Source organism: Georgenia alba (assembly GCF_042665525.1).
GTDB classification, from domain to species: domain Bacteria; phylum Actinomycetota; class Actinomycetes; order Actinomycetales; family Actinomycetaceae; genus Allobogoriella; species Allobogoriella alba.
Genome location: NZ_JBHTCQ010000001.1, coordinates 794,529 through 815,163, shown reverse-complemented (window position 1 = coordinate 815,163; position 20,635 = coordinate 794,529). Strand labels below are relative to the sequence as shown.

The following is a 20,635-nucleotide window of genomic DNA, read 5'->3' as shown; positions in this document are numbered from 1 at the left end:
CATGCCATGGTCGGGCGGCCTGCCCTGTCCCGCCGCACCGCCCGGACCTGCTGCTACGGTGCCGGGCACCGGCCGGCGAAGGGGAGCCATGGACGACCAGCGCAGTAGCCGCGCGCGGGGCCGATGAGTCCGCGCGGTCGACGCACGCCGGCCCCGGGCGTCACGCTCAGCGACGTGGCCCGCGAGGCGGGTGTCTCGATGGCGACGGCGTCGCGCGCGATCAACGGCAGCCCGGACCGCACGGTCGGGGAGGAGCTGCAGCGCCGGGTGCTCGAGGTCGCCGCCAGGCTCGAGTACTCGCCGGACGCGAACGCGCAGGCCATGGCACGGGGCCGGACCGCGATCATCGGTCTCGTCGTGCACGACATCCGGGACCCGTACTTCTCCGCGATCGCGGCGGGGGTGACCGCCGCCGCCGACGCCGAGCACCTCGCGGTGACCCTGGCCAACACCCAGCACGACCCGCAGCGGGAGCTCGCCTTCGTCCAGACCCTCCAGCAGCAGCGGGCGCGGGCCATCATCCTGGCGGGTGGGCGGCAGGACGACGACCGCGCGAACGCGGCGCTGCGCGAGGCGCTGGAGGCGTACCGGAAGAGGGGTGGGACCGCCGCGGTGGTGGGGCAGCCGGTGCTCGGGGTCAGCGCGGTGCACGCCGACAACGCGGGGGGCGCGTCCGCCCTCGCCGAGGCACTGCTCGATCAGGGGTATCGCCGGTTCGGCATCCTCGCCGGCCCGGAGCGGCACCTCACCGCCCGGGAGCGGACGACCGGCTTCGTGGCAGCGCTGGACGCCGCACGCATCGCGCCGGCCGCCGTCGTGCCCAGCGCGTTCACCCGGGACGGCGGGTACGAGGGGCTCGCCAGGCTCCGCGAGCAGGCCCCCGACGTCGAGCTCGTGTGGGCGGTCAACGACGTCATGGCGCTCGGCGCCATGACCGCCGCCCGGGATCTCGGGCTGGAGGTGCCCCGCGACCTCGCCTTCGCCGGGTTCGACGACATCACCACGCTCCGGGACGTCTCGCCGGCCCTGACGACGGTGCATCTGCCGCTGGAGGAGATGGGCCGGCTCGCCACCCCGCTCGCGCTGGACGTGGCGGGCGGCGTGCGGGAGGTGACGGTCAGCGGGGAGGTCGTCCTGCGGGAGTCGACACCGGCACGGTGAGATGGGGCAGGACCGCCTGCGCCACCGGCCCGATCGCGACCGCGTACACGAGCGTCCCGATCCCGGCCGTGCCGCCGAGGAGGAGCCCGGCCCCCAGGACGAGCAGCTCGAGCACGGTGCGCACCACCCGCAGGGATCGGCCGGTGCGGTGATGCAGGCCGGTCATCAACCCGTCACGTGGACCACGGCCGAGCTGCGCCCCGATGTACAGGGCGGTCGCGACGCCGTTGAGGACGACGCCGCCCACCATCAGCGCGATGCGCGGCACCAGCGCGTCCGGTGCGGCGAGAACCGCAAGCGTCAGGTCGGCGGCCAGGCCGACCAGCACGGCGTTCGCCAGCGTGCCGAGGCCCGGGCGCTCACGAAGGGGGATCCAGGCGAGGAGCACGACGAAGCTCATGAGCACGACCGCCTGGCCGAGCGTGATGGGCAGGTGACGGGCGAGACCGGAGTGCAGGACGTCCCACGGCGCCATCCCGAGACCACCGCGGGCCATCATGGCGAGGCTCGCCCCGTAGAGGAGGAGCCCGAAGAGCAGCTGGGGCAGCCGCCGCCCCAGCCGGCCCGCGCGGAGCTGGTCGAGCGGGCCGAGGTCGGCCAGCGGGGCGGGTGTGGGGCGGGTGGGCAGGCCAGTCATCCCGTTACCGTCGCACCGAAGTGGCCTTCCTTGAAAGGTCCACTTGTGGAAGGGTGGCCTTCGTGCCTCAGGCCATCAGCGCCAGTCGCCTTGCCGGTCTCCTCGGCGACTTCGACCGGTCTCCTGCCTACGCGGGCCTGGCCGACGCCCTCGCACTGCTCGTCGGGGACGGGCGCATCGGGCGCGACGTGCGACTGCCGAGCGAGCGCGACCTGACGTCGGCGCTCGGCGTCTCGCGCACCACCGTCACCCGGGCCTACGCCGTGCTGCGCGAGCACGGCTACGCCCATGCCCGCCACGGCTCCGGCACCTTCACCCGCATCCCCGGCGGGCGAGCTCAGGCGCTGGACCGGGTGCTGCGACCGCATGCCGACGGCGACGTCCTCACCGACCTGACCGTCGCCGCCGGCAAGGCACCGGCCGGCCTCGCGACGCTGTACGCGGAGGCCGTCTCCGACCTGCCGGTCTACCTCGGCGGCCACGGCTACTTCCCTACCGGTCTGCCGGCCCTGCAGTCCACGGTCGCCGAGCACTACCGCGCACGAGGCCTGCCGACCGACCCCGATCAGATCCTCATCACCTCCGGCGCCCTGTCCGCCATCGCCGTCGTCCTCCACACGGTGGTCTCCCCGGGCGAGCGCGTCGCCCTGGAATCGCCGACGTACCCCAACGCCTCCGAGGCGGTCCGCACCCGCGGCGCCAGGCCCGTCGCGCTGCCGGTCGAGCCGACGGACTGGGACATCGCGGCGATGGCGGAGACTCTGCACCAGACCCAGCCACGGCTCGCCTACCTCGTCCCTGACTTCCAGAACCCGACCGGGCACCTGATGGACGACGCGCAGCGCGCCCAGCTCGCGCACGCCCTGCGGTCGGCCGGCACCGTCGCGCTCGTCGACGAGACGCTCTGGCCGCTGGCCCTCGACGGACAGCGGATGCCTCGCCCGCTCGCCGCGCACGCGGACGGCGCGATCACTGTCGGCAGCACGAGCAAGGCGTTCTGGGGCGGCCTGCGGCTCGGGTGGATCCGGGCGCCGCACCGGTGGGTCGAGCCCTTGACCCGGACGAGGGTCAGCCTCGACCTCGGCGCCCCCGTCCTCGAGCAGCTCGTGGCGCACCGGCTGCTCGGCGCCGAGCAGATCCTCGCCGAGCGCCGGCGGCTGCTCCGGGCGCAGCGCGACGCGGTCGTGACGGCCACGGCGGAGCTGTTGCCCGAGTGGCGTCTCACCCTCCCCGGAGGCGGGCTGTCCCTGTGGATCGAGCTGCCGACCCGCGCCGCGAGCCGCCTGGCCGCCGCCGCGACACGTCGTGGTGTCGCCGTGACGCCCGGCCCGGCGTTCGCCGTCGAGGGTGGCATGGACTCCTTCCTGCGGCTGCCGTTCGCCCACCCGGCCGACGAGCTCCGGGAGGCGGTCGGGCGGCTCGCCGTGACGTGGGAGGCCGTCCGGGCCGGGTCGGCCGCGGGGCGTCGCCCTCGCGTGGTCCTGGCCTGACTGTCCTGCCTGACTGTCCTGCCTGACTGTCCTGCCTGACTGTCCTGCCTGGCTGTCCTGGCCTGAGTGGCCCGGTCCAGGTCTCCCGGCCCGGGTGCGCCGAGCGTGTCGATCCGGGCGTTCCCCGCACGTCATGGAGGTGACACACTCCCTGACGAGAGAGGAACTGTCATGACCGAGTACGTCGTCCTCCTGCCCGCCGACGAGTCGACCTGGGAACGAGCGACCGCCGAGCAGCGGGCCGCCGTGTACGAGCGGCACCGCGAGTTCGCTCGGGCGCTCGCCGAACGCGGGCACACGGTGACCGGCGGGGCGGAGCTGACCCACTCGCGCGAGACCAGGCAGGTGCGCCGGGACGACGGGCGGGTCGTCGTCACCGACGGGCCCTACGCGGAGACGGTCGAACAGCTCAGCGGCTTCTACCTCATCGAGTCCGACGACCTCGAGGACCTGCTCGAGGTGTGCGCCCTCCTCGCCGACGGCGACGGCGCGGTCGAGGTCCGGGCCACGGTCCCCGCCCCGGAGGAGGGGGCGCCGTCGTGAGGTACATGGTTCAGCTGATCGAGGCAGACCACTACGCGAAGTGGGCCGCGGCGACGCCGGAGCAGCGGGACCGCCTGTTCGCGAGCCTCGAGGCGTTCGCCGCCGCCGTGCGCGAGCGCGGCGAGGTGGTGGCCGGGGAAGGGCTCGCCGACCCGTCGACCGCACGCACCCTCCGGCCGGGCCCGGACCGACCGGTGACCGACGGGCCGTACGCCGAGACGGTGGAGCAGCTCGGCGGGTTCTACGTGATCGACGTGCCCGACATGGACACCGCCGTGGAGCTGGCTCATCTGCTGGCCGACCACATCACCGTCGAGATCCGCCCGACGACCGACGGATGACCGAGCGGTGACGCCGCTCGAGGAGCTGCTGCGCGACGAGTGGGGCCGCCTGCTGGCCCTGCTCGTCGCGCGGTACCGCCGCCTCGACCTCGCCGAGGACGGGCTCGCCGACGCGTTCGAGGCCGCCGCGCGGACCTGGCCGGTCGACGGGGAGCCGGCCAACGCCCCGGCCTGGCTGCTCACCACGGCGCGCCGCCGGATCATCGACCGGCTGCGGTCGGAACGGGTGCTGGTCCGCCGGATGCCGCTGCTCGCCGTCGACGCCGATCTCACCGAGGCGGCGCAACGGGTCATGGCGGACGCCGGGGAGGCGATCGTGGACGAGCGGCTGCGCCTGGTGCTGCTCTGCGCGCACCCGTCGCTGTCCCGCGAGGCTGCCGCGGCGCTCACCCTCCGGCTGGTGCTGGGCCTGTCCACCGAGGACGTCGCGCGCCTGTTCCTGCAGTCCACGTCGACGATGGCGGCCCGGTTGACCCGGGCGCGCAAGCGGCTTGCCGGCGCCTCCTTCGCGGTCCCGGACGGTGCCGAGCTGGTCGAGCGCGTCACGGTCGTGGCGGACGTCGCCTACCTCACCTTCACCGCCGGGTACGCCCCCGGCGCCGGGCCGGACGCGGTGCGCACCGAGCTCGCCGGCGAGGCGATCAGGCTCGTCCGGGTGCTCCGGTCGGTCCTCCCGGCGGAGGTCGACGGACGGGAGCTGGTCGCGCTGGAGGCGCTCATGCTGCTCCAGCACTCCCGGCGGGACGCGCGGGTACGGGACGGGGCGCTGGTGCTCCTGCCCGAGCAGGACCGCACGAGGTGGCGCCACGAGGAGATCGCCGTCGCACTGGATCTCCTTGCGCCGCAGGCCACCGCTCCCCCGGCGCCATACCTGCTGCAGGCCCTCATCGCGGCCGAGCACGCCGTCGCACCCACCGCCGAGGCAACCGCGTGGGACCGGATCGTGGCCCGCTATGACGAGCTCCTCGCGCTGACGGACACCCCGGTAGTGCGGCTCAACCGGGCGGTCGCCGTCGCCGAGGCCGACGGTCCGGCGGCTGGCCTGGCGGCGCTCGAGGGCCTCGCGCTGCCGGGTCACCGGCTCCCGGCGGTCCGGGCCGAGCTCCACGCCCGGGTCGGGGACCGCGTCGCGGCGCGACGGGACTTCGACGCCGCGATCGCGCTGTGCCGGAACGACGTCGAGCGGGAGCATCTGCTCCGCCGTCGGGAATCCGTCGGCTGAGACGACGCGGCTGTTGACAGCGAGGTGCCCCGCCCGTACGTTGCGGAAAGCGCATTCCGACCCACGCGACCCCCTCGACGGAGAGACCACATCCATGACCACCCGCACGCTCCGCATCGCCATGAACGGTGTCACCGGCCGCATGGGCTACCGCCAGCACCTCGTCCGCTCGATCCTGCCGATCCGTGACGCGGGTGGCGTCGAGCTCGAGGACGGCACCAAGGTCCAGGTCGAGCCGATCCTCGTCGGCCGCCGGGCCGAGAAGCTCCGGGAGCTCGCCGAGCTGCACGACGTCGAGCACTGGACCACGGACGCCGACGCCGTCATCGCGGACGACAGCGTGGACGTGTACTTCGACGGCCAGGTCACCTCGCGCCGGCCCGCGGCACTCACCGCGGCCATGAGGGCCGGCAAGCACATCTTCACGGAGAAGCCGACGGCCGAGACGCTCGAGGAGGCCGTCGCGCTCGCCCGGCTCCAGCGTGAGACCGGCGTGACGGTCGGCGTCGTGCACGACAAGCTCTACCTGCCCGGCCTGGTCAAGCTGCGCCGGCTCGTGGACGAGGGCTTCTTCGGCCGCATCCTGTCCCTGCGCGGCGAGTTCGGCTACTGGGTCTTCGAGGGCGAGACCCAGTCCGCGCAGCGCCCCAGCTGGAACTACCGCAAGGAGGACGGCGGCGGCATCACCGTCGACATGTTCTGCCACTGGAACTACGTGCTCGAGGGCATCCTCGGCCAGGTCCGGTCGGTCACCGCCAAGGCCGTCACGCACATCCCCACCCGGTGGGACGAGCAGGGCCACCAGTACGCCGCCACGGCCGACGACGCCGCCTACGGCATCTTCGAGGTCACCACCCCCGGCGGCGACCCGGTCGTGGCGCAGATCAACTCCTCCTGGGCGGTCCGGGTGTTCCGGGACGAGCTGGTCGAGTTCCAGGTGGACGGCACGCACGGGTCGGCGGTCGCGGGCCTTCGCCGGTGCGTCGCGCAGCAGCGCGCGCACACGCCGAAGCCCGTGTGGAACCCGGACCTGCCGGTCACCGAGCCGTTCCGCGACCAGTGGATGGAGGTGCCGGCGAACGCCGACCTGGACAACGGGTTCAAGCTGCAGTGGGAGGAGTTCCTGCGGGACGCCGTCGCCGGGCGCCCGCACCGGTACGACCTGCTCTCCGCCGCCCGCGGCGTCCAGCTCGCCGAGCTGGGCCTGCAGTCCTCGGCCGAGGGCCGCACCCTGCCGATCCCGGAGATCGCGCTGTGAGCGGCGGGTCCGCGGCGGCGAGCGCCGCACACGTCCTGGGCTCCAGCGGCGTCACCGTCCGGCTACCCCGGTTCGACGACGACGGCCGGGTGGCCGGCACCGAGGAGCGCACGCTGCACGCGCCCGGCCCGTGGACCGTCCCCGAGGGCCCGCTGACGTCCCGCGTCGCGTTCGCCGCGGCGCACGTGGTCCCGCAGGTCGGGGCGGACAACACGCCGGGCTCACCGGCCTCGGTCGACTGGGACGCCACGCTCGCCTACCGGCACCGCATCTGGGAGCACGGGCTCGGCGTCGCCGACGCCATGGACACCGCCCAGCGCGGCATGGGCCTGGACTGGGCCGCCACGCAGGAGCTGGTGCGCCGCTCGGCCGCGGAGGCGAAGACGGCCGGCGCCCGGGTCGCGTGCGGTGCCGGCACGGACCAGCTGGACCCCGCGGCCGTGGAGCCGGGCGAGGCGGGACTCTCCGCCGTCGTGGACGCGTACCGGGAGCAGGTGCACGTGGTCCAGGACGCCGGCGCCCAGGTCATCGTCATGGCCTCCCGCGCCCTGGCGAAGGTGGCCCGCGCGGCCGAGGACTACGCCCGCGTGTACGACGCCGTGCTCGCCGAGGCCGACGAGCCGGTGATCCTGCACTGGCTCGGCCCGATGTTCGACCCGGCGCTGGCGGGGTACTGGGGCTCGGAGACAGTCAGCACCGCGACCCGCACCTTCCTCGACCTGATCCGCGCCCACCAGGACCGGATCGACGGCGTGAAGGTCTCGCTGCTGGACGCGCAGCACGAGGTCGGCCTGCGGCGCTCCCTCGCCGCGCTCGAAGGCTCGCGGGTGCGGCTCTACACCGGCGACGACTTCAACTACCCCGAGCTCATCGCCGGTGACGAGCAGGGCCACTCCGATGCCCTGCTGGGGATCTTCGCGGCGATCTACCCGGCCGCCTCCACGGCGCTGCAGGCCTTCGACGAGGACGTGGCGGACGGCGGCGCAGCCCCTGCCGGGGCCGGCGCCGCGCGCGGGCACGCCATCCTCGCCTCCACCGAGCCGCTGGGCCGGCACATCTTCGCCGCGCCGACGTACTACTACAAGACCGGTGTGGCCTTCCTGTCCTGGCTGAACGGGTTCCAGCCCGGCTTCCAGCTGGTCGGCGGGCTGCACTCCGGCCGGTCGCTGCCGCACCTGGTGGAGCTGGCCCGGCTCGCCGACGACTGCGGCATGCTGCTGGAGCCGGAGCTCGCGGCGCGGCGTCTTCAGGCGCTGCTGGTGACGAACGGGGTCGAGGCATGAGCCGCTGCTCGCTCAACAGCGCCACCGTGAAGCACGCGTCGCTGACCGAGCTCGTCGAGGTCGCCGCCGGGGCCGGCATGGGCGCCGTCGGGTTGTGGCGCCACCAGGTCCAGGAGGGCGGTGCCGAGGCGGCCGCCCGGATCGTCTCCGGGGCCGGCCTGCGGGTCTCCTCGCTCTGCCGCGGCGGGTTCCTCACCGCCGCCGACGAGGCGGGGATCGCCACGGCGCTGGAGGACAACAGGCGGGCGATCGTCGAGGCGGCGACCGTCGGCACCCGCGAGCTCGTCTTCGTGGTCGGCGGGTTGCCGGCGACGAGCGCGCCCGGCCAGGGTCCCCGTCCCGACGCCGGGGACGGGGACAGGGATCTCGCGGCGACCCGTGCCCGCGTGGCCGACCGGGTCGCCGACCTGGTGCCGTTCGCCGCCGAGCACGACGTGCGCATCGTGCTCGAGGCGCTGCACCCGATGTTCGCCGCCGACCGGGCGGTCATCTCCACGCTCGGGCAGGCGCTCGACCTCGCCGCGCCGTTCCCGGCGGAGACCGTCGGCGTCGTCGTCGACACCTACCACGTGTGGTGGGACCCGGCGCTGCGGGAGTCGATCGCACGGGCCGGCCGCGAGGGCCGGATCGCGGGCTACCAGGTCTGCGACTGGATCCTGCCGCTGGCCGAGGAGCCGTTGAACTCCCGGGGGCACGTGGGCGACGGGTACGTCGACTTCCGCACGATCTCGCGGTGGGTGGCCGAGGCCGGCTACGACGGCGACGTGGAGACGGAGATCTTCAACGAGGAGATCTGGGCGGCCGACCCGGCGCAGACCGCGCGGACGGTCGCGGAGCGGTACGCGAGGTACGTGGAGCCGCACCTGTAGGTCGCGGGCACGGCGTCAGATGACCTCGGGCTCACCGCCGTCGTCGCGGGTCAGCGGCAGGCCGGCCCGGTGCCACCCCTTCATGCCGTCGCTGACGTTGTACGCGTCGAAGCCGACCTGGTTGAGCCACTGCACCGAGCGGGCCGACCGGCCGCCGGAGCGGCAGACCACGAGCAGCTCGCCCTCGGGGATGTCGTCCATGCGCTCGGGGAGCTCGCCCATCGGGATGTGCACCGCGCCGGGTGCGTGGCCGGCATCCCACTCGTCCTGCTCGCGCACGTCGAGGAGCACGTAGCCGGCGGGGACGGGCTCGGCGGTGTCGAGGTCACCGACGGTGACCGGGGTTCCGGGTGTCTCGGGAAGAGCCATGTCCGCCAGCGTAGATGCCCCGGACCGTCGGCCGCCCGGCACGGGTGTGGGTGGCCCGGAGGACACTGGGGCCATGACGCTGGCATGGTCCGTGGTCCCGGCGCCCGCACCGGTCGGTGCGCTGACCGTCGGCGAGACGACGGCGGGGCTGGTCCTCGTGACCTTCGGCGCACGTCCCGAGGCCGCGCGGCGCGCCGCCGACCGGCTGGGCCTGCAGGCCGCCCGCCACGACGGCGGAGCCGCCGCTGCCCAGATCGGCGAGTACCTCGCCGGCGAGCGCACGAGCTTCGACCTGCCGCTGGACTGGAGCCTCACCTCGGGCCGGCAGCGCCACGTGCTGCAGGTGCTCCACCAGACGGTCGAGTTCGGCCGGACGATCACCTACGGCGAGCTCGCGGCGCGCACCGGGCAGGCCGAGCACCCGGCGGCCCGCGGGATGGGCTCGATCATGGGCTCGAACCCGGTTCCCGTGGTGGTGCCGTGCCACCGGGTGCTCGCCTCCGACGGGCTCGGCGGCTTCGGCGGCGGCCGGGCGGCCAAGGAATGGCTGCTGGCGCACGAGGGCGTGCTGCCCGCGACGCTCGACCTCTTCTGAACCCTGGCCGCGCCGGGCCGCCCGGCGTCCTCGCCCGCACCGGCCCGGTCTCCGCGCGTCCGGGCCGTGGAGATCGGTTGAGCGCCCGGTGAACGGCGCCGCCGTGCCGTGTCGCGTGTCGGCCGCGGGTGGCAGGATCGGGGGCATGCACGAGCGCGCCGGTACGCCCGCACTCCCCGAGGACCTCATCGACGTCGACGCGGTGGTCGCCGCCTACTACGACCTCACCCCCGACCCCGACGACCCGGCCCAGCAGGTCGTCTTCGGCACCTCCGGGCATCGGGGCTCGAGCCTCGACCGCGCGTTCAACGAGGCGCACATCGTCGCCACCACCGCTGCGATCGTCGAGTACCGCCGCAGCCAGGGCTACGACGGCGCCCTGTACCTGGGACGTGACACGCACGCCCTGTCCGACCCGGCCTGGCGCACCGCCGTCGAGGTGCTGGCCGCCGCCGAGGTCGAGGTGCGGGTGGACGCCCGGGACTCGTGGACCCCCACGCCCGCCGTCTCCCACTCCATCCTGCGTGACAACGGCGCCGGGACCACCGGTGGCGTGCGGACCGAGGGACCCGGCCTGGCGGACGGCATCGTCGTCACGCCGTCGCACAACCCGCCGCGGGACGGCGGCTTCAAGTACAACCCCCCGCACGGCGGACCGGCGGGCTCGGACGCCACCTCGGCGATCGCGGCCCGCGCGAACGAGATCCTCCGTGAGGGCTGGCAGAAGGTGCCCCGCCTGCCGCTGGAGCAGGCCCTCGCGGCAGACACCACCCGGAAGAACGACTACCTCAGCGCGTACGTGGACGACCTCGCCAACGTCCTCGACCTCGCGGCGATCCGCTCTGCGGGCGTGCGGATCGGTGCCGACCCCCTCGGCGGCGCCGCCGTCGAGTACTGGGCCGCGATCGGTGAGCGGTACGGCCTCGACCTGACGGTCGTGAACCCCGAGGTCGACCCGCGGTGGGCGTTCATGACGCTGGACTGGGACGGCAAGATCCGGATGGACTGCTCCTCCCCCTCCGCCATGGCGTCGCTGCGCGAGGTCATGTCCGGTGACGCGCCGTACGACGTGGCCACCGGCAACGATGCCGACTCCGACCGCCACGGCATCGTCACGCCCGACGGCGGGCTGATGAACCCGAACCACTACCTCGCCGTCGCGATCCAGTACCTGTTCACCCACCGCACGGAGTGGCCGGAGTCCGCCGCTGTCGGCAAGACGCTGGTCTCCTCGGCGCTCATCGACCGGGTGACGGCGGACCTGGGCCGCGGGCTCGTCGAGGTGCCGGTCGGGTTCAAGCACTTCGTCCCCGGTCTGATCGACGGGTCGGTCGCCTTCGGCGGCGAGGAGTCCGCCGGGGCCTCGTTCCTGCGCACGGACGGCACGGTGTGGACCACCGACAAGGACGGCATCCTGCTCGCCCTGCTGGCGGCGGAGATCATCGCGGTGACCGGGAAGTCGCCCAGCGTGCTGCACGGCGAGCTCGTCGAGCGGCACGGCGCCAGCGCCTACGCCCGCATCGACGCCCCGGCGACCAAGGAGCAGAAGGCCCGCCTCGGCAAGCTCCAGCCGTCCGACGTCGCCGCCACCGAGCTGGCGGGTGAGCCGATCACCGACCGCCTGGTCGAGGCGCCGGGCAACGGCGCAGCGATCGGGGGGCTCAAGGTCACCACTGAGAACGCGTGGTTCGCGGCGCGTCCGTCCGGCACGGAGGACGTGTACAAGATCTACGCCGAGTCCTTCCGTGGCGAGGACCACCTGGCGCAGGTCCAGGACGAGGCGAGACGCGTCGTCGACGCGGCGCTGGAGGGGTGAGCCTCGTGCGGCGGGCCAGGCCGGCCGGAGCGGTCGCCGTGCTCGGTGCGCTGCTGCTGGTGGGCGGGGTCGTGCGGGTCCTCACCACGCCCGAGTGGTTCGCCTGGTCTGCCCGCGCACAGCTGTCCGGCGAATCGTTCGCGCCCGGCCTCGTGGTCCTGGACCGCTCGGACGTCCTGCCGATGTGCCTCGCGGTGCTCGGGCTGATCCTCCTGGCCGGGGCGCTCGGCTACCTGCTGGGCGCGCGGCGCCGCGGGCGCGCGTCGGCCTGACACGCCCCGCGGCAGGCGTGGCGCTACCGCAGGGACGCGCGGTGCGCCGACCCGAGTGCGGCGTCGACCAGCTCGAGGGGCGGCGGCTCCTCCCAGCCCCCCTCGTCCAGGAGCACGACGGAGGTGAAACGTCCGTCGGTGCACGCCTGACCACTGACCGCGAGCGGCGCGTCCGCGTTCGGGTAGAGCGCCACGACGCGCTGGGTACCCGGCTCCTCGCCCTGCACCCGGAGCATCTCGGAGAACAGGTCACAGGCCGCGCCGGCCTCGATGTCCTGGCCGGCCTCGACCATCTCCACCCCGCGACGCAGGGCCTCCACCTCCTCGGCGTCGAGATCGACCGCCCCGGACGCCTCGATGGCCCGGACCAGCTCGGGCAGGCCGCGGGCCCACTCGGTGGCACCCCCGGCGATCGTCTGCAGGGTCCGGCCGTCGGCGCCGGACCAGCGGCAGTTCGGCACCCCGGCGCTCTGACCGGGCGTCGGCACGCTGCCGGGTCCGCCGAGCAGCTGCTCCACCTCGGCAGCGGACAGCAGGGCGCAGGCGCCGGCGGCCGGGGCAGGCTCCGCGGCCTCCGCGGCGCCGGTCTCGGACGGCGCCTCAGCGGGTTCCTCGTCCACGACGGGAGGGGACTCGGAGGGTTTCTCGGCGGGTTCCTCCTCCACCGCGGCCGGCGACTCGGACGGTTCGGCACCGGTCGGTTTCGCGGATGCCGTGACCGTCTCGGCGGACGAGCAACCAGCGACGAGCAGGAGGGCGGCAGCGGCCAGAACGATTCGCACGAGGGATGCTCTCACGCGGCTGCCGGCCCACGGAGCGTTTCGGACCTCCGAGATCCGCGACGAAGAACCCACCGGGGCCGCACCGGGTCCTCGGCGCGACGTTGCGAGACGTTCAGAGGAAGAGCCGGTTCGGCACCACGGTGACGGCGAGGTTCGCCGCCGCCACGACGAGCAGGCGACACACGCCCGTTGCACCGAGAGCACCGGGTTGAGGAGCATCGCCGGTAGACCCGAACCCCGAAGAGGGGCGGCGCTTCCTCAGGTGCGGCTCACCGCCGCGACGGTGCCGTGCTGATGGGGCAGGACCCTGCGCAGGATGTCGGCGATGGTGACGAGGCCGACGAACTGCCCGTGGTCGGTGACGACGGCGAGCTGCTCGCTCGTGGTCCGCATCCGTGCCAGGGCTTCGTAGACCGGTGTTCGCCCGTCGAGCGCCAGGACGGGTCTGGTCAGCTGCGCGATCTGCCGTTCGGGTGGCTCCGGCAAGGTGTCCCGGACGTGGACCTGGCGTGGTACGGCGCCGCCGGGCTGCTCGACGAGCATGCGCATGTGCCCGGAGCGCGTCGCGGCGGCCTGCACGTCGGCGACGGTTGCGCCTTCCGGGACGGACGTCGGCCGCCCTTTGCCGGTGATCAGGTCTGCGAGCGTGATCCGGTCGAGGTCGAGAATGCTGGCGATCTGGTTCCGGAACGAGTCGTCCAGTGCGCCCACCGAGGCCGAGTGCTCCACCAGCTGCCGGATGGCCTCGGGATCCCTGCCCCCGACGCCGGCACGGTCGACCGGTGTGATGCCGCTGGCGGCCACGAGCCGGTTGGCGATGCCGTTGACCCAGTTCAGGAGGGGCCGGAAGGTCCAGGCGAAGGACCTCGAGGGCACCCCGATCAGCTTGGCGGCCAGCTCGGGGTGCGCGATCGCCCAGGACTTCGGCGTCATCTCTCCGACGACCAGGTGCAGGAACGTCACGAGCACCAACGACAGGACGAACGCCGCGCCGTCGGCGAGCCAGCCCGGGGCGCCCCAGGAGGCCAGGACGGGTCCGAGCCAGGCGTCGACGGCCGGCTTGGTCACGGCACCGAGCGCGAACGTGCAGGCCGTGATGCCGAGCTGTGCGACGGCGAGCATGATGGTCAGCTCGTGGATGCCTCGGAGTGCCGCACGCGCGGATCGGCTCCGCGTGGCGTCGGCCTCGAGCTTGTGCTGCCGTGCCCCGAGCAGCGCGAACTCGATGACGACGAAGAACGCGCTCAGCGCGAGAAGCAGCACGGTCGCAGCGACCACGGCCAACGGGTCGCTCATCGCTGATCCGCCTCTCGGTGCGGCCCGTCCGACTCGTCGTCGTCCTCGAGCTCGGCGATCCGGGCACGCACCTGGCTCGGGACGTGACGCTCCACCGCGAGCACCTCGACGTCCAGGACGCGGTGCAACCGACTGCCCAGCGCGAGGTCCGCGGGATCCTCGGGCAGGGGCACGCGGACCGTCTCGCCGACCTCGGGCAGGGCGCCACGCTCGGCGATCAGCATGCCGGCCACGGTCTCGAAGTCTCCGGCCGGCAGGTCGTGGCCGATGGCACGGCTCATCTCGTCCAGAGGGAGCTCCCCGTCGACGAGCCAGCTGCCGTCTGCCTCCGGCGCGACGGTCGCCGCCGGCTCGTCGTGCTCGTCGGTGATCTCGCCGATCAGCTCCTCGGCCAGGTCCTCGACGGTCAGGACCCCGGAGAAGCCGCCGTACTCGTCGATCACGCACGCCAGCTCGTTGCGGGTGCGGGTCAGCTGCGCCAGGGCCTCGGGCAGCGGCATCAGCCCCGGTACCACCAGCGCCGAGCGCATGATCGCCGTGACCGGATCGTCCTCGTTCTCGGCCTGCAGCACATCCACGAGGTGAACGATCCCGAGCGGCTGGTCCTCCTCGCCGAGCACCGGGTAGCGGGTGTGGGAGGCCGTCATCAGCCGGCGCAGCTCGCCGATCGTCGTCTCGGGCGTCACCGCGTCCACCTGTGCGCGCGGGATCATCGCGTGCTCGACGTCCCGGGTGGGGAAGTCCAGCACGCGGTCGATCAGCATCGACAGCTCGTCCGGCAGGTCGCCGCTCTCGCGCGAGTCGGCCACCGAACGCTTGAGCTCCTCCGCCGTCACGCTGGTGTCCAGGTCGTGCACGGGCTCGATCCGCAGCAGGCGCAGCAGCGCGTTCGCCGCATGGTCGAAGACCGTGATGAGCCAGCCGAACGCCGCCAGGTAGATCAGCGTCGAGCGTGCCAGCCGTCGAGCCAGCGGCTCCGGGCTCGCGATGGCGAGGTTCTTCGGGTACAGCTCGCCGAAGATCATCTGCACGACGGTGGCAGCGAGCAGCGCGCCCACCGTGCCGACCGAGATGCTCACCCCGCGCGGGATCCCCGCACCCCCGAGCAGCTCGCCCAGGGACTCACCGACCAACGGCTCGGCCACGTAGCCCACCATCAGGCCGGTGACGGTGATCCCGAGCTGGGCGCCGGACAGCATGAACGACGTCCGCCCGGTGACCTTCAACGCACGCTCGGCGGCCACGTCACCGGCCTTCGCGCGAGCGCCGAGCCGGGCGCGGTCGACCGACATGTAGGCGAACTCCTGAGCGACGAAGTAGCCGTTCGCCGCGATGATCGCCAGCATGAGCAGGACGCCGAGGAGCAGCGTCAGCACGGACAGCCACACGAGGAGGTCACCTCCTCGGGCGAGGCACCTCGACGGGAGGTCAGGGATTCAACGGAACAACAACAATGACTCGGGTCGTCGTCGGACGACCCGAGCCGGACAGAAGGCCCCACTGACGGCTTCACTCCCCGCCGATCGAAGTCGGACGGTCAGCATCCTATGCGACCGATCGACCGAGCCGCGCCCGTCGCGTAGGCCCGGGGTGGCCTACTCCTCGCCGATGTCCTCGTTCCACAGCTCGGGCTCGGCCGCGACGAACTCGCGCATGAGCTCGATGCAGTCCCGGTCCTCCAGCACCACGACCTCCACGCCGCGGGTGCGCAGCAGGTGCTCGCCGCCGAGGAAGGTGCGGTTCTCGCCGATGACCACGCGCGGGATGCCGTACAGCAGGATCGCGCCGGTGCACATGTCGCAGGGCGAGAGCGTGGTGACCATGGTGGCGCGGGCGTAGACGCTCGCCGGCAGCCGGCCGGCGTTGGCGAGACAGTCGGTCTCGCCGTGCAGGATCGGGCTCGCCTCCTGCACCCGCTTGTTCCGCCCGACGGCGAGCACCTCGCCGTCGACCACGAGCGCGGCACCGATCGGGACCCCGCCCTCGGCCCGCCCGGCGCGGGCCTCGGCCAGTGCGACGGCGAGCGCCTCGGCGTCGTCGGAGACCTGCTGCCTCGTCATCTTTTCCTCCTTGGTCAGCGGCCCGCGGCGTAGCCCTGCGCGCCGCGCGGGTTCGCGGCGGCACCGAGCAGACCGGTCCGCGGGTCGCGGGTGACGGCGGAGAGCCGGCCGAGGGCCCACTCGCCCGCCCGGGTGACGCGGTGCCCGCGCTGCTCGAGCTCACCGATGACGCCGTCTCCGAGCCGGTCCTCGACGACCGCGCCGGCCGGGGTCCACGTCCGCGGCCAGAAGGAGCCGGCCATCGAGGTGGTGTGCAGGGCGGGGGCGTCGATCGCCTGCTGCGGCGTGTAGCCGCCGACGATGGTGCGCAGCAGGTACAGCAGCTGCCACTGGTCCTGCTGGTCCCCACCCGGCGAGCCGACGGCGGTGACGGGCCTCCCGTCGCGCAGCACCAGCGTCGGGGTGAGCGTGGTTCGCGGCCGCTTCCCCGGCGTGAGGGTCGACGGCGATCCCTCCTCCAGCCAGGTCATCTGCAGGCGCGTGCCCAGGCAGAAGCCGAGCTCGGGGATGTAGGGGTTGGACTGCAGCCAGCCGCCGGAGGGTGTCGCGGAGATCATGTTGCCCCAGCGGTCGACGACGTCGATGTGGCAGGTGTCGCCGCGGCGCTCACCGGCGGCGGAGACGGTCGGCTCGCCCAGGCCGGCGGCCGACGTCCCGGTCGCCGGGGTGTCGCTGGTCCGCAGCGGCGGCAGGAAGGGCCGGTGGCCGGGCACGACGCCGGGCCGCAGCTCCGCGGAGGCCTCCTCGCCGACGGCCGCCCGGCGCTCGGCGGCGTACTCGGGCGAGAGCAGCACGTCGAGCGGGACGTCCGCGTCGCCGTAGTAGGAGTCCCGGTCCGCGAGCGCGAGCTTGGAGACCTCGAGGATGGTGTGCGCACCGAGCGCCGTCGCCGGGTCCAGACGCTCGTCGTCGAATCCGTCGAGGATGCCGAGCGCCTGCAGCAGGTACGGCCCTTGGCCCCAGGCGCCGGTCTTGGCGATGGTGTGCCCGCGGAACTCCAGGGTGGTGGCGGGCTCGTAGCCGGCCTCGAACGCGGCGAAGTCGGCGGCGGTGATGACGCCGGCGTGGTCGGCGCCGTCGGCGTGGCGGTGCGGCTGGGCCGCGAAGGCGGCTGCCGCCTCCGCGACGAAGCCCTCCCGCCACGCGCTCCGGGCCGCCTCGATCCGGCCCACCCGGTCTGCGGCGCCGGAGCCGGCGGCGACCAACCGGTCCAGCGTGCGGGCGTACGCCTCGTTCCGGATCAACTCGCCCGGCTCGGGGGCGCGGCCACCCGGGAGCCAGGCCTCCGCGGAGGTGGGCCAGTGCCCCTCGAACAGCTCCCGCATCTCCTCGAGCGTGGCGCTCACCCGGGCGAGGACCGGGTGCCCGTCGCGCGCGTACCCGATCGCCGGGGCGAGCACGTCGGCGAGCTCCCAGGTGCCGTGGTCGCGCAGCAGCACGAACCACGCGTCGACGGAGCCGGGGACCGCGGCGGCCAGCGCTCCCGAGCCGGGGACCAGGTCCAGGCCCTCGACGCGGTAGTGCTCGACGGTCGCGCCGGCGGGTGCCGGTCCCTGACCCATGAGGACGGTCGGCTCCGCGGGGGCGTCCGTCGTCGCGAAGACCGCGGTCATGTCGCCGCCGGGACCGTTGAGGTGTGGCTCGACGACATGCAGCACGAAGCCGGCGGCCGCGGCGGCGTCGAACGCGTTGCCGCCCCGCTCGAGGACCGACTGCGCCGTCGCCGTCGCGATCCAGTGGGTCGTGGCGGACATCCCGAAGGTCCCCTCCAGGGTGGGGCGGGTGGTGAAGGTGGGAGGTGAGGTGAATGCGACCGACATGCCTCGGAGGGTAACGAGCCACGCCGCCGGGCGTCGTTGTGGTTCACTACCGCGATGTCCCGGGGGCCGCGACGGCCCCCTCGACGACGAGCGGAGGACCCGTGAGCGACGAGCAGCCACGCCCGGCGGCCCACGACCCGTACGGGGTCCCGACGGACGCGCCGGACGCGGTGGCGACCGGCGAGCAGCAGGTCTCGATCAGGCGGTGGCGCATCATCGGCCCCGGCCTCGTGGTCGCGGCCACCGGTGTCGGCGCCGCCGACCTGGTCGCCACCCTGGCCGCCGGCTCCCGCTACGGGTACGCGCTGCTGTGGGCGGTCATCGCCGGCGTGATCATGAAGATCATCCTGGTCGAGGGGGCGGGGCGGTTCTCACTCGCGTCCGGTCTGACGATCTTCCAGGGCTGGCGCTCCCTGGGCCGGTGGACCACCTGGTACTTCGCGCCGTACATCGTCATCTGGGGCTTCGTCTACGGTGCCTCGGCGATGACCTCCTCGGCGCTGCCCGTCGTCGAGCTGTTCAAGAAGTACGCGCCCGGTGTCCTCGAGTCGCTCGGCGAGGACGCCCTGCGGAACATCATCGCCGCGGTCACCGGCATCCTCGGCTTCCTCATGGTCTGGTTCGGCCGGTACCAGACCTTCGAGAAGGTCGTCGGCACCCTCGTGCTCCTCATGATGGTCACCGTCGTGGGCATCTCGCTGTTCGCGGTGCCGAACCTCGGCGAGGCGGTCGCCGGCCTCGTCCCGCGGATCCCCGACGGCGGCATGGTCTACGTCCTCAGCGTCGCCGGCGGAGTCGGCGGCACCATCACGCTCGCCGCGTACGGCTACTGGCTGCGGGAGAAGGGGTGGGCGGCACCCGGCTGGATGAAGGTCATGCGGCTCGACAACGCCGTCGCCTACATCATCACCGGCGTCTTCGTCATCGCGACGATGATCATGGGTGTCGAGCTGCTGTACCGCGCCGGCCTCACGGTCGAGTCCTCCGACAGCTCGCTGCTCAACCTCGCCGGCATCCTGCAGGACGAGTACGGCACGTTCATCGGCACCGCCTTCCTCGTCGGCTTCTGGGCGGCCGCGTTCTCCTCCCTGGTCGGTGTGTGGAACGGCGTCTCGCTGATGTTCGCGGACTTCCTCGGCACCACGCGCAAGCTGCCGGCCGACCACCCGGACCTGCGCACCGGCGGCAAGTACTTCAAGTGGTACGTGCTGTGGCTGACGTTCCCGCCGATGCTGCTGTTCTTCCTCAACGAGCCCACCGGCGTCACGATCGCCTACGGGGTGCTCGGGGCGCTGTTCATGCCGTTCCTGGCGCTCACCCTCCTCGGGCTGCTGAACTCGCGCCGCGTGCCGGCCGAGTGGCGCAACCGCTGGTACACGAACGTGCTGCTGGCGATCGTCACCGGACTGTTCGTGTGGCTCGGCGTCGACAACCTCATCACGACCATCACCGAAAGCTAGGACAGGCCCCGGCCGGACGGTTTGGGAGAATCGTCCGGTGCCCAACCCCTACCGCGAGGTGCTCGCGCTGCCCGGGGCGCTGGCATTCTCCGCGGCCGGGCTGCTGGCGCGCTTCGCGGTGCCGATGATGTCCATCGGCATCGTGCTGATGCTCTCCGAGCTCACCGGCTCCTACACGACCGCGGGAACGGTCTCGGCCACGTACGTCCTGTCCCAGGCGGCGGGTGCGCCGCAGCTGTCACGACTGGTGGACCGGTACGGCCAGGCACGGGTGATGCGGCCCTCGCTCGCTGTCTCGGCCCTCGCGCTCGTCGCGCTCATCATCGCGTCGGTCGGCTCGGCGCCGCTGTGGACCACCTACGCCTGCGCCGTCATCGCCGGCGTCACCACCGGATCGATGGGGTCGCTCGTCCGCGCCCGATGGACCGCCGTCACCGAGACCCCGCACCAGCTGCACCGGGCCTTCTCGCTGGAGTCCTCGCTCGACGAGCTCACCTTCGTCATCGGCCCGGTCATCGCCACGGCGCTGGCCACGCAGGTCGCGCCCTGGTCGGCGACGGCAGCCTGCGCCGGCCTGCTGGTCGGCGGCGGATTCGCGTTCCTCGCGCTGCGTTCCACGGAGCCGGTGCCGCACCCGCGGCCCGGTCCTGACGAGCGCACCGGGCCCCGAGTCCTCTCCCCCGCCGTCCTGGGGCTCGTCGTCGTGTTCGTGTTCGTCGGCGGCATCTTCGGCTCCTCCGAGGTCGCCGTCGTCGCGTTCACGGACGAGCTCGGGCAGGCCGGTGCGGCGGGGCCGCTGCTCGGCGTATTCGCCCTCGGGTCCTTCCTCGCCGGCCTCGCCTACGGCGCGCGGACCTGGCTCGGGCCGGCCTGGCGCCGGATGCTGGCGACCGTGACCGTCCTGGGGGTGGGGGCGGTCCTGTTCCTGCTGGTCGAGTCGATCGTCGTGATGGGGGCGGTCATGCTCGTCACCGGCCTGTCGATCGCGCCGACCATCATCAACGGCAACACCCTCGTCCAGCACCTGGTCGACCGGCGGCGGCTGACCGAGGGCCTGTCCTGGCTGCACACGGGCATCAACCTCGGGGTCTCGGCCGGCGCGGCGCTGGGCGGCGCCCTCGTGGACACCCACGGCTCGACCGGCGGCTTCGCCGTCGTGGCCGTCAGCGGTGGCGTCGCCGTCGTGGTGGCGCTGTGCCACTCCCCGGTGCTGCGGCGTGCCGACCGCGGCAGCCCGGCCGACCTACCCACCGCGCAGGATGCCTGAGCCGTCCACCGCCGCCGACCGCTGTAGCGGTCGGTGCGGCTGAAAGGCAGGATCGGGGGTGAGAGCCCCGCAGACATCCACCCAGGGAGGCCGA

The 20,635-nt window shown here is 73.5% G+C and carries 20 protein-coding genes; 13 read left to right on the top strand and 7 right to left on the bottom strand.

What is annotated here, in order from left to right:
• The first annotated feature begins 174 nt into the window (after window positions 1-174).
• The gene (locus ACFQQL_RS03835; protein ID WP_382391423.1) at window positions 175-1,161 is read left to right on the top strand and encodes a LacI family DNA-binding transcriptional regulator; all 987 of its coding nucleotides are present in this window, start codon (window positions 175-177) and stop codon (window positions 1,159-1,161) included.
• On the opposite strand, the gene yczE is transcribed toward ACFQQL_RS03835, so the two are convergent.
• Window positions 1,118-1,798: a membrane protein YczE gene (yczE, locus tag ACFQQL_RS03830; RefSeq protein WP_382391421.1), complete on the bottom strand. Its 681-nt coding sequence runs from the start codon at window positions 1,796-1,798 to the stop codon at window positions 1,118-1,120. The two genes, ACFQQL_RS03835 and yczE, sit on opposite strands and share 44 nt — an antisense overlap.
• Window positions 1,799-1,860: 62 nt before the next feature.
• On the opposite strand from yczE, the gene yczR reads away from it, so the two are divergent.
• From yczR to ACFQQL_RS03795, 7 genes are all read left to right on the top strand, one after another.
• Window positions 1,861-3,288, top strand: coding sequence for a MocR-like transcription factor YczR (gene yczR, locus ACFQQL_RS03825; RefSeq protein WP_382391419.1), 1,428 nt, complete (start codon window positions 1,861-1,863; stop codon window positions 3,286-3,288).
• Between the two features lie 171 nt (window positions 3,289-3,459).
• The gene (locus ACFQQL_RS03820; protein WP_382391417.1) at window positions 3,460-3,831 is read left to right on the top strand and encodes a YciI family protein; all 372 of its coding nucleotides are present in this window, start codon (window positions 3,460-3,462) and stop codon (window positions 3,829-3,831) included.
• 5 nt (window positions 3,832-3,836) lie between these two features.
• Complete coding sequence (locus ACFQQL_RS03815) at window positions 3,837-4,172, top strand: YciI family protein (RefSeq protein ID WP_382393778.1); 336 nt, start codon at window positions 3,837-3,839, stop codon at window positions 4,170-4,172.
• A gap of 7 nt (window positions 4,173-4,179) precedes the next feature.
• Window positions 4,180-5,394, top strand: a complete 1,215-nt coding sequence (locus ACFQQL_RS03810) for an RNA polymerase sigma factor (RefSeq protein WP_382391415.1) — start codon at window positions 4,180-4,182, stop codon at window positions 5,392-5,394.
• Between the two features lie 94 nt (window positions 5,395-5,488).
• Entirely contained in the window at window positions 5,489-6,652 is a 1,164-nt protein-coding gene (locus ACFQQL_RS03805) for a Gfo/Idh/MocA family protein (protein WP_382391413.1), read from the top strand.
• A gap of 35 nt (window positions 6,653-6,687) precedes the next feature.
• Window positions 6,688-7,935: a dihydrodipicolinate synthase family protein gene (locus ACFQQL_RS03800; RefSeq protein ID WP_382393776.1), complete on the top strand. Its 1,248-nt coding sequence runs from the start codon at window positions 6,688-6,690 to the stop codon at window positions 7,933-7,935.
• On the top strand, window positions 7,932-8,804 hold the full coding sequence (locus tag ACFQQL_RS03795) for a sugar phosphate isomerase/epimerase family protein (RefSeq protein WP_382391411.1): 873 nt from the start codon (window positions 7,932-7,934) through the stop codon (window positions 8,802-8,804). The genes ACFQQL_RS03800 and ACFQQL_RS03795 overlap by 4 nt, the downstream gene beginning before the upstream one ends.
• A 15-nt stretch (window positions 8,805-8,819) precedes the next feature.
• On the opposite strand, the gene ACFQQL_RS03790 is transcribed toward ACFQQL_RS03795, so the two are convergent.
• Window positions 8,820-9,173 (bottom strand): rhodanese-like domain-containing protein, encoded by a 354-nt coding sequence (locus tag ACFQQL_RS03790; RefSeq protein WP_382391409.1) that lies wholly within the window; start codon window positions 9,171-9,173, stop codon window positions 8,820-8,822.
• Between the two features lie 73 nt (window positions 9,174-9,246).
• Between ACFQQL_RS03790 and ACFQQL_RS03785 the strand changes: the two genes are divergently transcribed.
• From ACFQQL_RS03785 to ACFQQL_RS03775, 3 genes are all read left to right on the top strand, one after another.
• Window positions 9,247-9,768 carry a methylated-DNA--[protein]-cysteine S-methyltransferase gene (locus tag ACFQQL_RS03785; RefSeq protein ID WP_382391407.1) on the top strand — a complete coding sequence of 174 codons (522 nt, stop codon included), beginning with the start codon at window positions 9,247-9,249 and terminating at the stop codon, window positions 9,766-9,768.
• 145 nt (window positions 9,769-9,913) lie between these two features.
• Window positions 9,914-11,584 carry a phosphoglucomutase (alpha-D-glucose-1,6-bisphosphate-dependent) gene (pgm, locus tag ACFQQL_RS03780; protein ID WP_382391405.1) on the top strand — a complete coding sequence of 557 codons (1,671 nt, stop codon included), beginning with the start codon at window positions 9,914-9,916 and terminating at the stop codon, window positions 11,582-11,584.
• Window positions 11,581-11,856 carry a hypothetical protein gene (locus ACFQQL_RS03775; RefSeq protein WP_382391403.1) on the top strand — a complete coding sequence of 92 codons (276 nt, stop codon included), beginning with the start codon at window positions 11,581-11,583 and terminating at the stop codon, window positions 11,854-11,856. The genes pgm and ACFQQL_RS03775 overlap by 4 nt, the downstream gene beginning before the upstream one ends.
• 23 nt (window positions 11,857-11,879) lie before the next feature.
• On the opposite strand, the gene ACFQQL_RS03770 is transcribed toward ACFQQL_RS03775, so the two are convergent.
• From ACFQQL_RS03770 to ACFQQL_RS03750, 5 genes are all read right to left on the bottom strand, one after another.
• A complete protein-coding gene (locus ACFQQL_RS03770; protein WP_382391401.1) occupies window positions 11,880-12,476 on the bottom strand; it encodes a hypothetical protein in 597 nt (198 codons plus the stop codon).
• Between the two features lie 420 nt (window positions 12,477-12,896).
• Window positions 12,897-13,934 carry a CNNM domain-containing protein gene (locus ACFQQL_RS03765; RefSeq protein WP_382391399.1) on the bottom strand — a complete coding sequence of 346 codons (1,038 nt, stop codon included), beginning with the start codon at window positions 13,932-13,934 and terminating at the stop codon, window positions 12,897-12,899.
• Window positions 13,931-15,280: a hemolysin family protein gene (locus tag ACFQQL_RS03760; protein WP_465254019.1), complete on the bottom strand. Its 1,350-nt coding sequence runs from the start codon at window positions 15,278-15,280 to the stop codon at window positions 13,931-13,933. Before ACFQQL_RS03760 ends, ACFQQL_RS03765 begins: the two co-directional genes overlap by 4 nt.
• Window positions 15,281-15,529: 249 nt before the next feature.
• A complete protein-coding gene (locus ACFQQL_RS03755) occupies window positions 15,530-15,994 on the bottom strand; it encodes a nucleoside deaminase (RefSeq protein ID WP_382391395.1) in 465 nt (154 codons plus the stop codon).
• Window positions 15,995-16,008: 14 nt separating this feature from the next.
• Window positions 16,009-17,814 (bottom strand): gamma-glutamyltransferase family protein, encoded by a 1,806-nt coding sequence (locus ACFQQL_RS03750; protein ID WP_382391393.1) that lies wholly within the window; start codon window positions 17,812-17,814, stop codon window positions 16,009-16,011.
• 101 nt (window positions 17,815-17,915) lie between these two features.
• Between ACFQQL_RS03750 and ACFQQL_RS03745 the strand changes: the two genes are divergently transcribed.
• Both ACFQQL_RS03745 and ACFQQL_RS03740 read left to right on the top strand, forming a co-directional pair.
• Window positions 17,916-19,274 carry an Nramp family divalent metal transporter gene (locus ACFQQL_RS03745; protein WP_382391391.1) on the top strand — a complete coding sequence of 453 codons (1,359 nt, stop codon included), beginning with the start codon at window positions 17,916-17,918 and terminating at the stop codon, window positions 19,272-19,274.
• A gap of 37 nt (window positions 19,275-19,311) precedes the next feature.
• On the top strand, window positions 19,312-20,541 hold the full coding sequence (locus tag ACFQQL_RS03740; RefSeq protein WP_382391389.1) for an MFS transporter: 1,230 nt from the start codon (window positions 19,312-19,314) through the stop codon (window positions 20,539-20,541).
• The last annotated feature ends 94 nt before the right edge of the window (window positions 20,542-20,635 follow it).

What these genes read in the sequence shown, in the direction of transcription:
- yczE (WP_382391421.1), bottom strand. Translation starts at nt 1,798, where the DNA reads ATGACTGGCCTGCCCACCCGCCCCACACCCGCCCCGCTGGCCGACCTC.
- ACFQQL_RS03820 (WP_382391417.1), top strand. Translation starts at nt 3,460, where the DNA reads ATGACCGAGTACGTCGTCCTCCTGCCCGCCGACGAGTCGACCTGGGAA.
- ACFQQL_RS03815 (WP_382393778.1), top strand. Translation starts at nt 3,837, where the DNA reads ATGGTTCAGCTGATCGAGGCAGACCACTACGCGAAGTGGGCCGCGGCG.
- ACFQQL_RS03805 (WP_382391413.1), top strand. Translation starts at nt 5,489, where the DNA reads ATGACCACCCGCACGCTCCGCATCGCCATGAACGGTGTCACCGGCCGC.
- ACFQQL_RS03795 (WP_382391411.1), top strand. Translation starts at nt 7,932, where the DNA reads ATGAGCCGCTGCTCGCTCAACAGCGCCACCGTGAAGCACGCGTCGCTG.
- ACFQQL_RS03790 (WP_382391409.1), bottom strand. Translation starts at nt 9,173, where the DNA reads ATGGCTCTTCCCGAGACACCCGGAACCCCGGTCACCGTCGGTGACCTC.
- ACFQQL_RS03785 (WP_382391407.1), top strand. Translation starts at nt 9,247, where the DNA reads ATGACGCTGGCATGGTCCGTGGTCCCGGCGCCCGCACCGGTCGGTGCG.
- pgm (WP_382391405.1), top strand. Translation starts at nt 9,914, where the DNA reads ATGCACGAGCGCGCCGGTACGCCCGCACTCCCCGAGGACCTCATCGAC.
- ACFQQL_RS03765 (WP_382391399.1), bottom strand. Translation starts at nt 13,934, where the DNA reads ATGAGCGACCCGTTGGCCGTGGTCGCTGCGACCGTGCTGCTTCTCGCG.
- ACFQQL_RS03760 (WP_465254019.1), bottom strand. Translation starts at nt 15,280, where the DNA reads ATGCTGGCGATCATCGCGGCGAACGGCTACTTCGTCGCTCAGGAGTTC.
- ACFQQL_RS03755 (WP_382391395.1), bottom strand. Translation starts at nt 15,994, where the DNA reads ATGACGAGGCAGCAGGTCTCCGACGACGCCGAGGCGCTCGCCGTCGCA.
- ACFQQL_RS03750 (WP_382391393.1), bottom strand. Translation starts at nt 17,814, where the DNA reads ATGTCGGTCGCATTCACCTCACCTCCCACCTTCACCACCCGCCCCACC.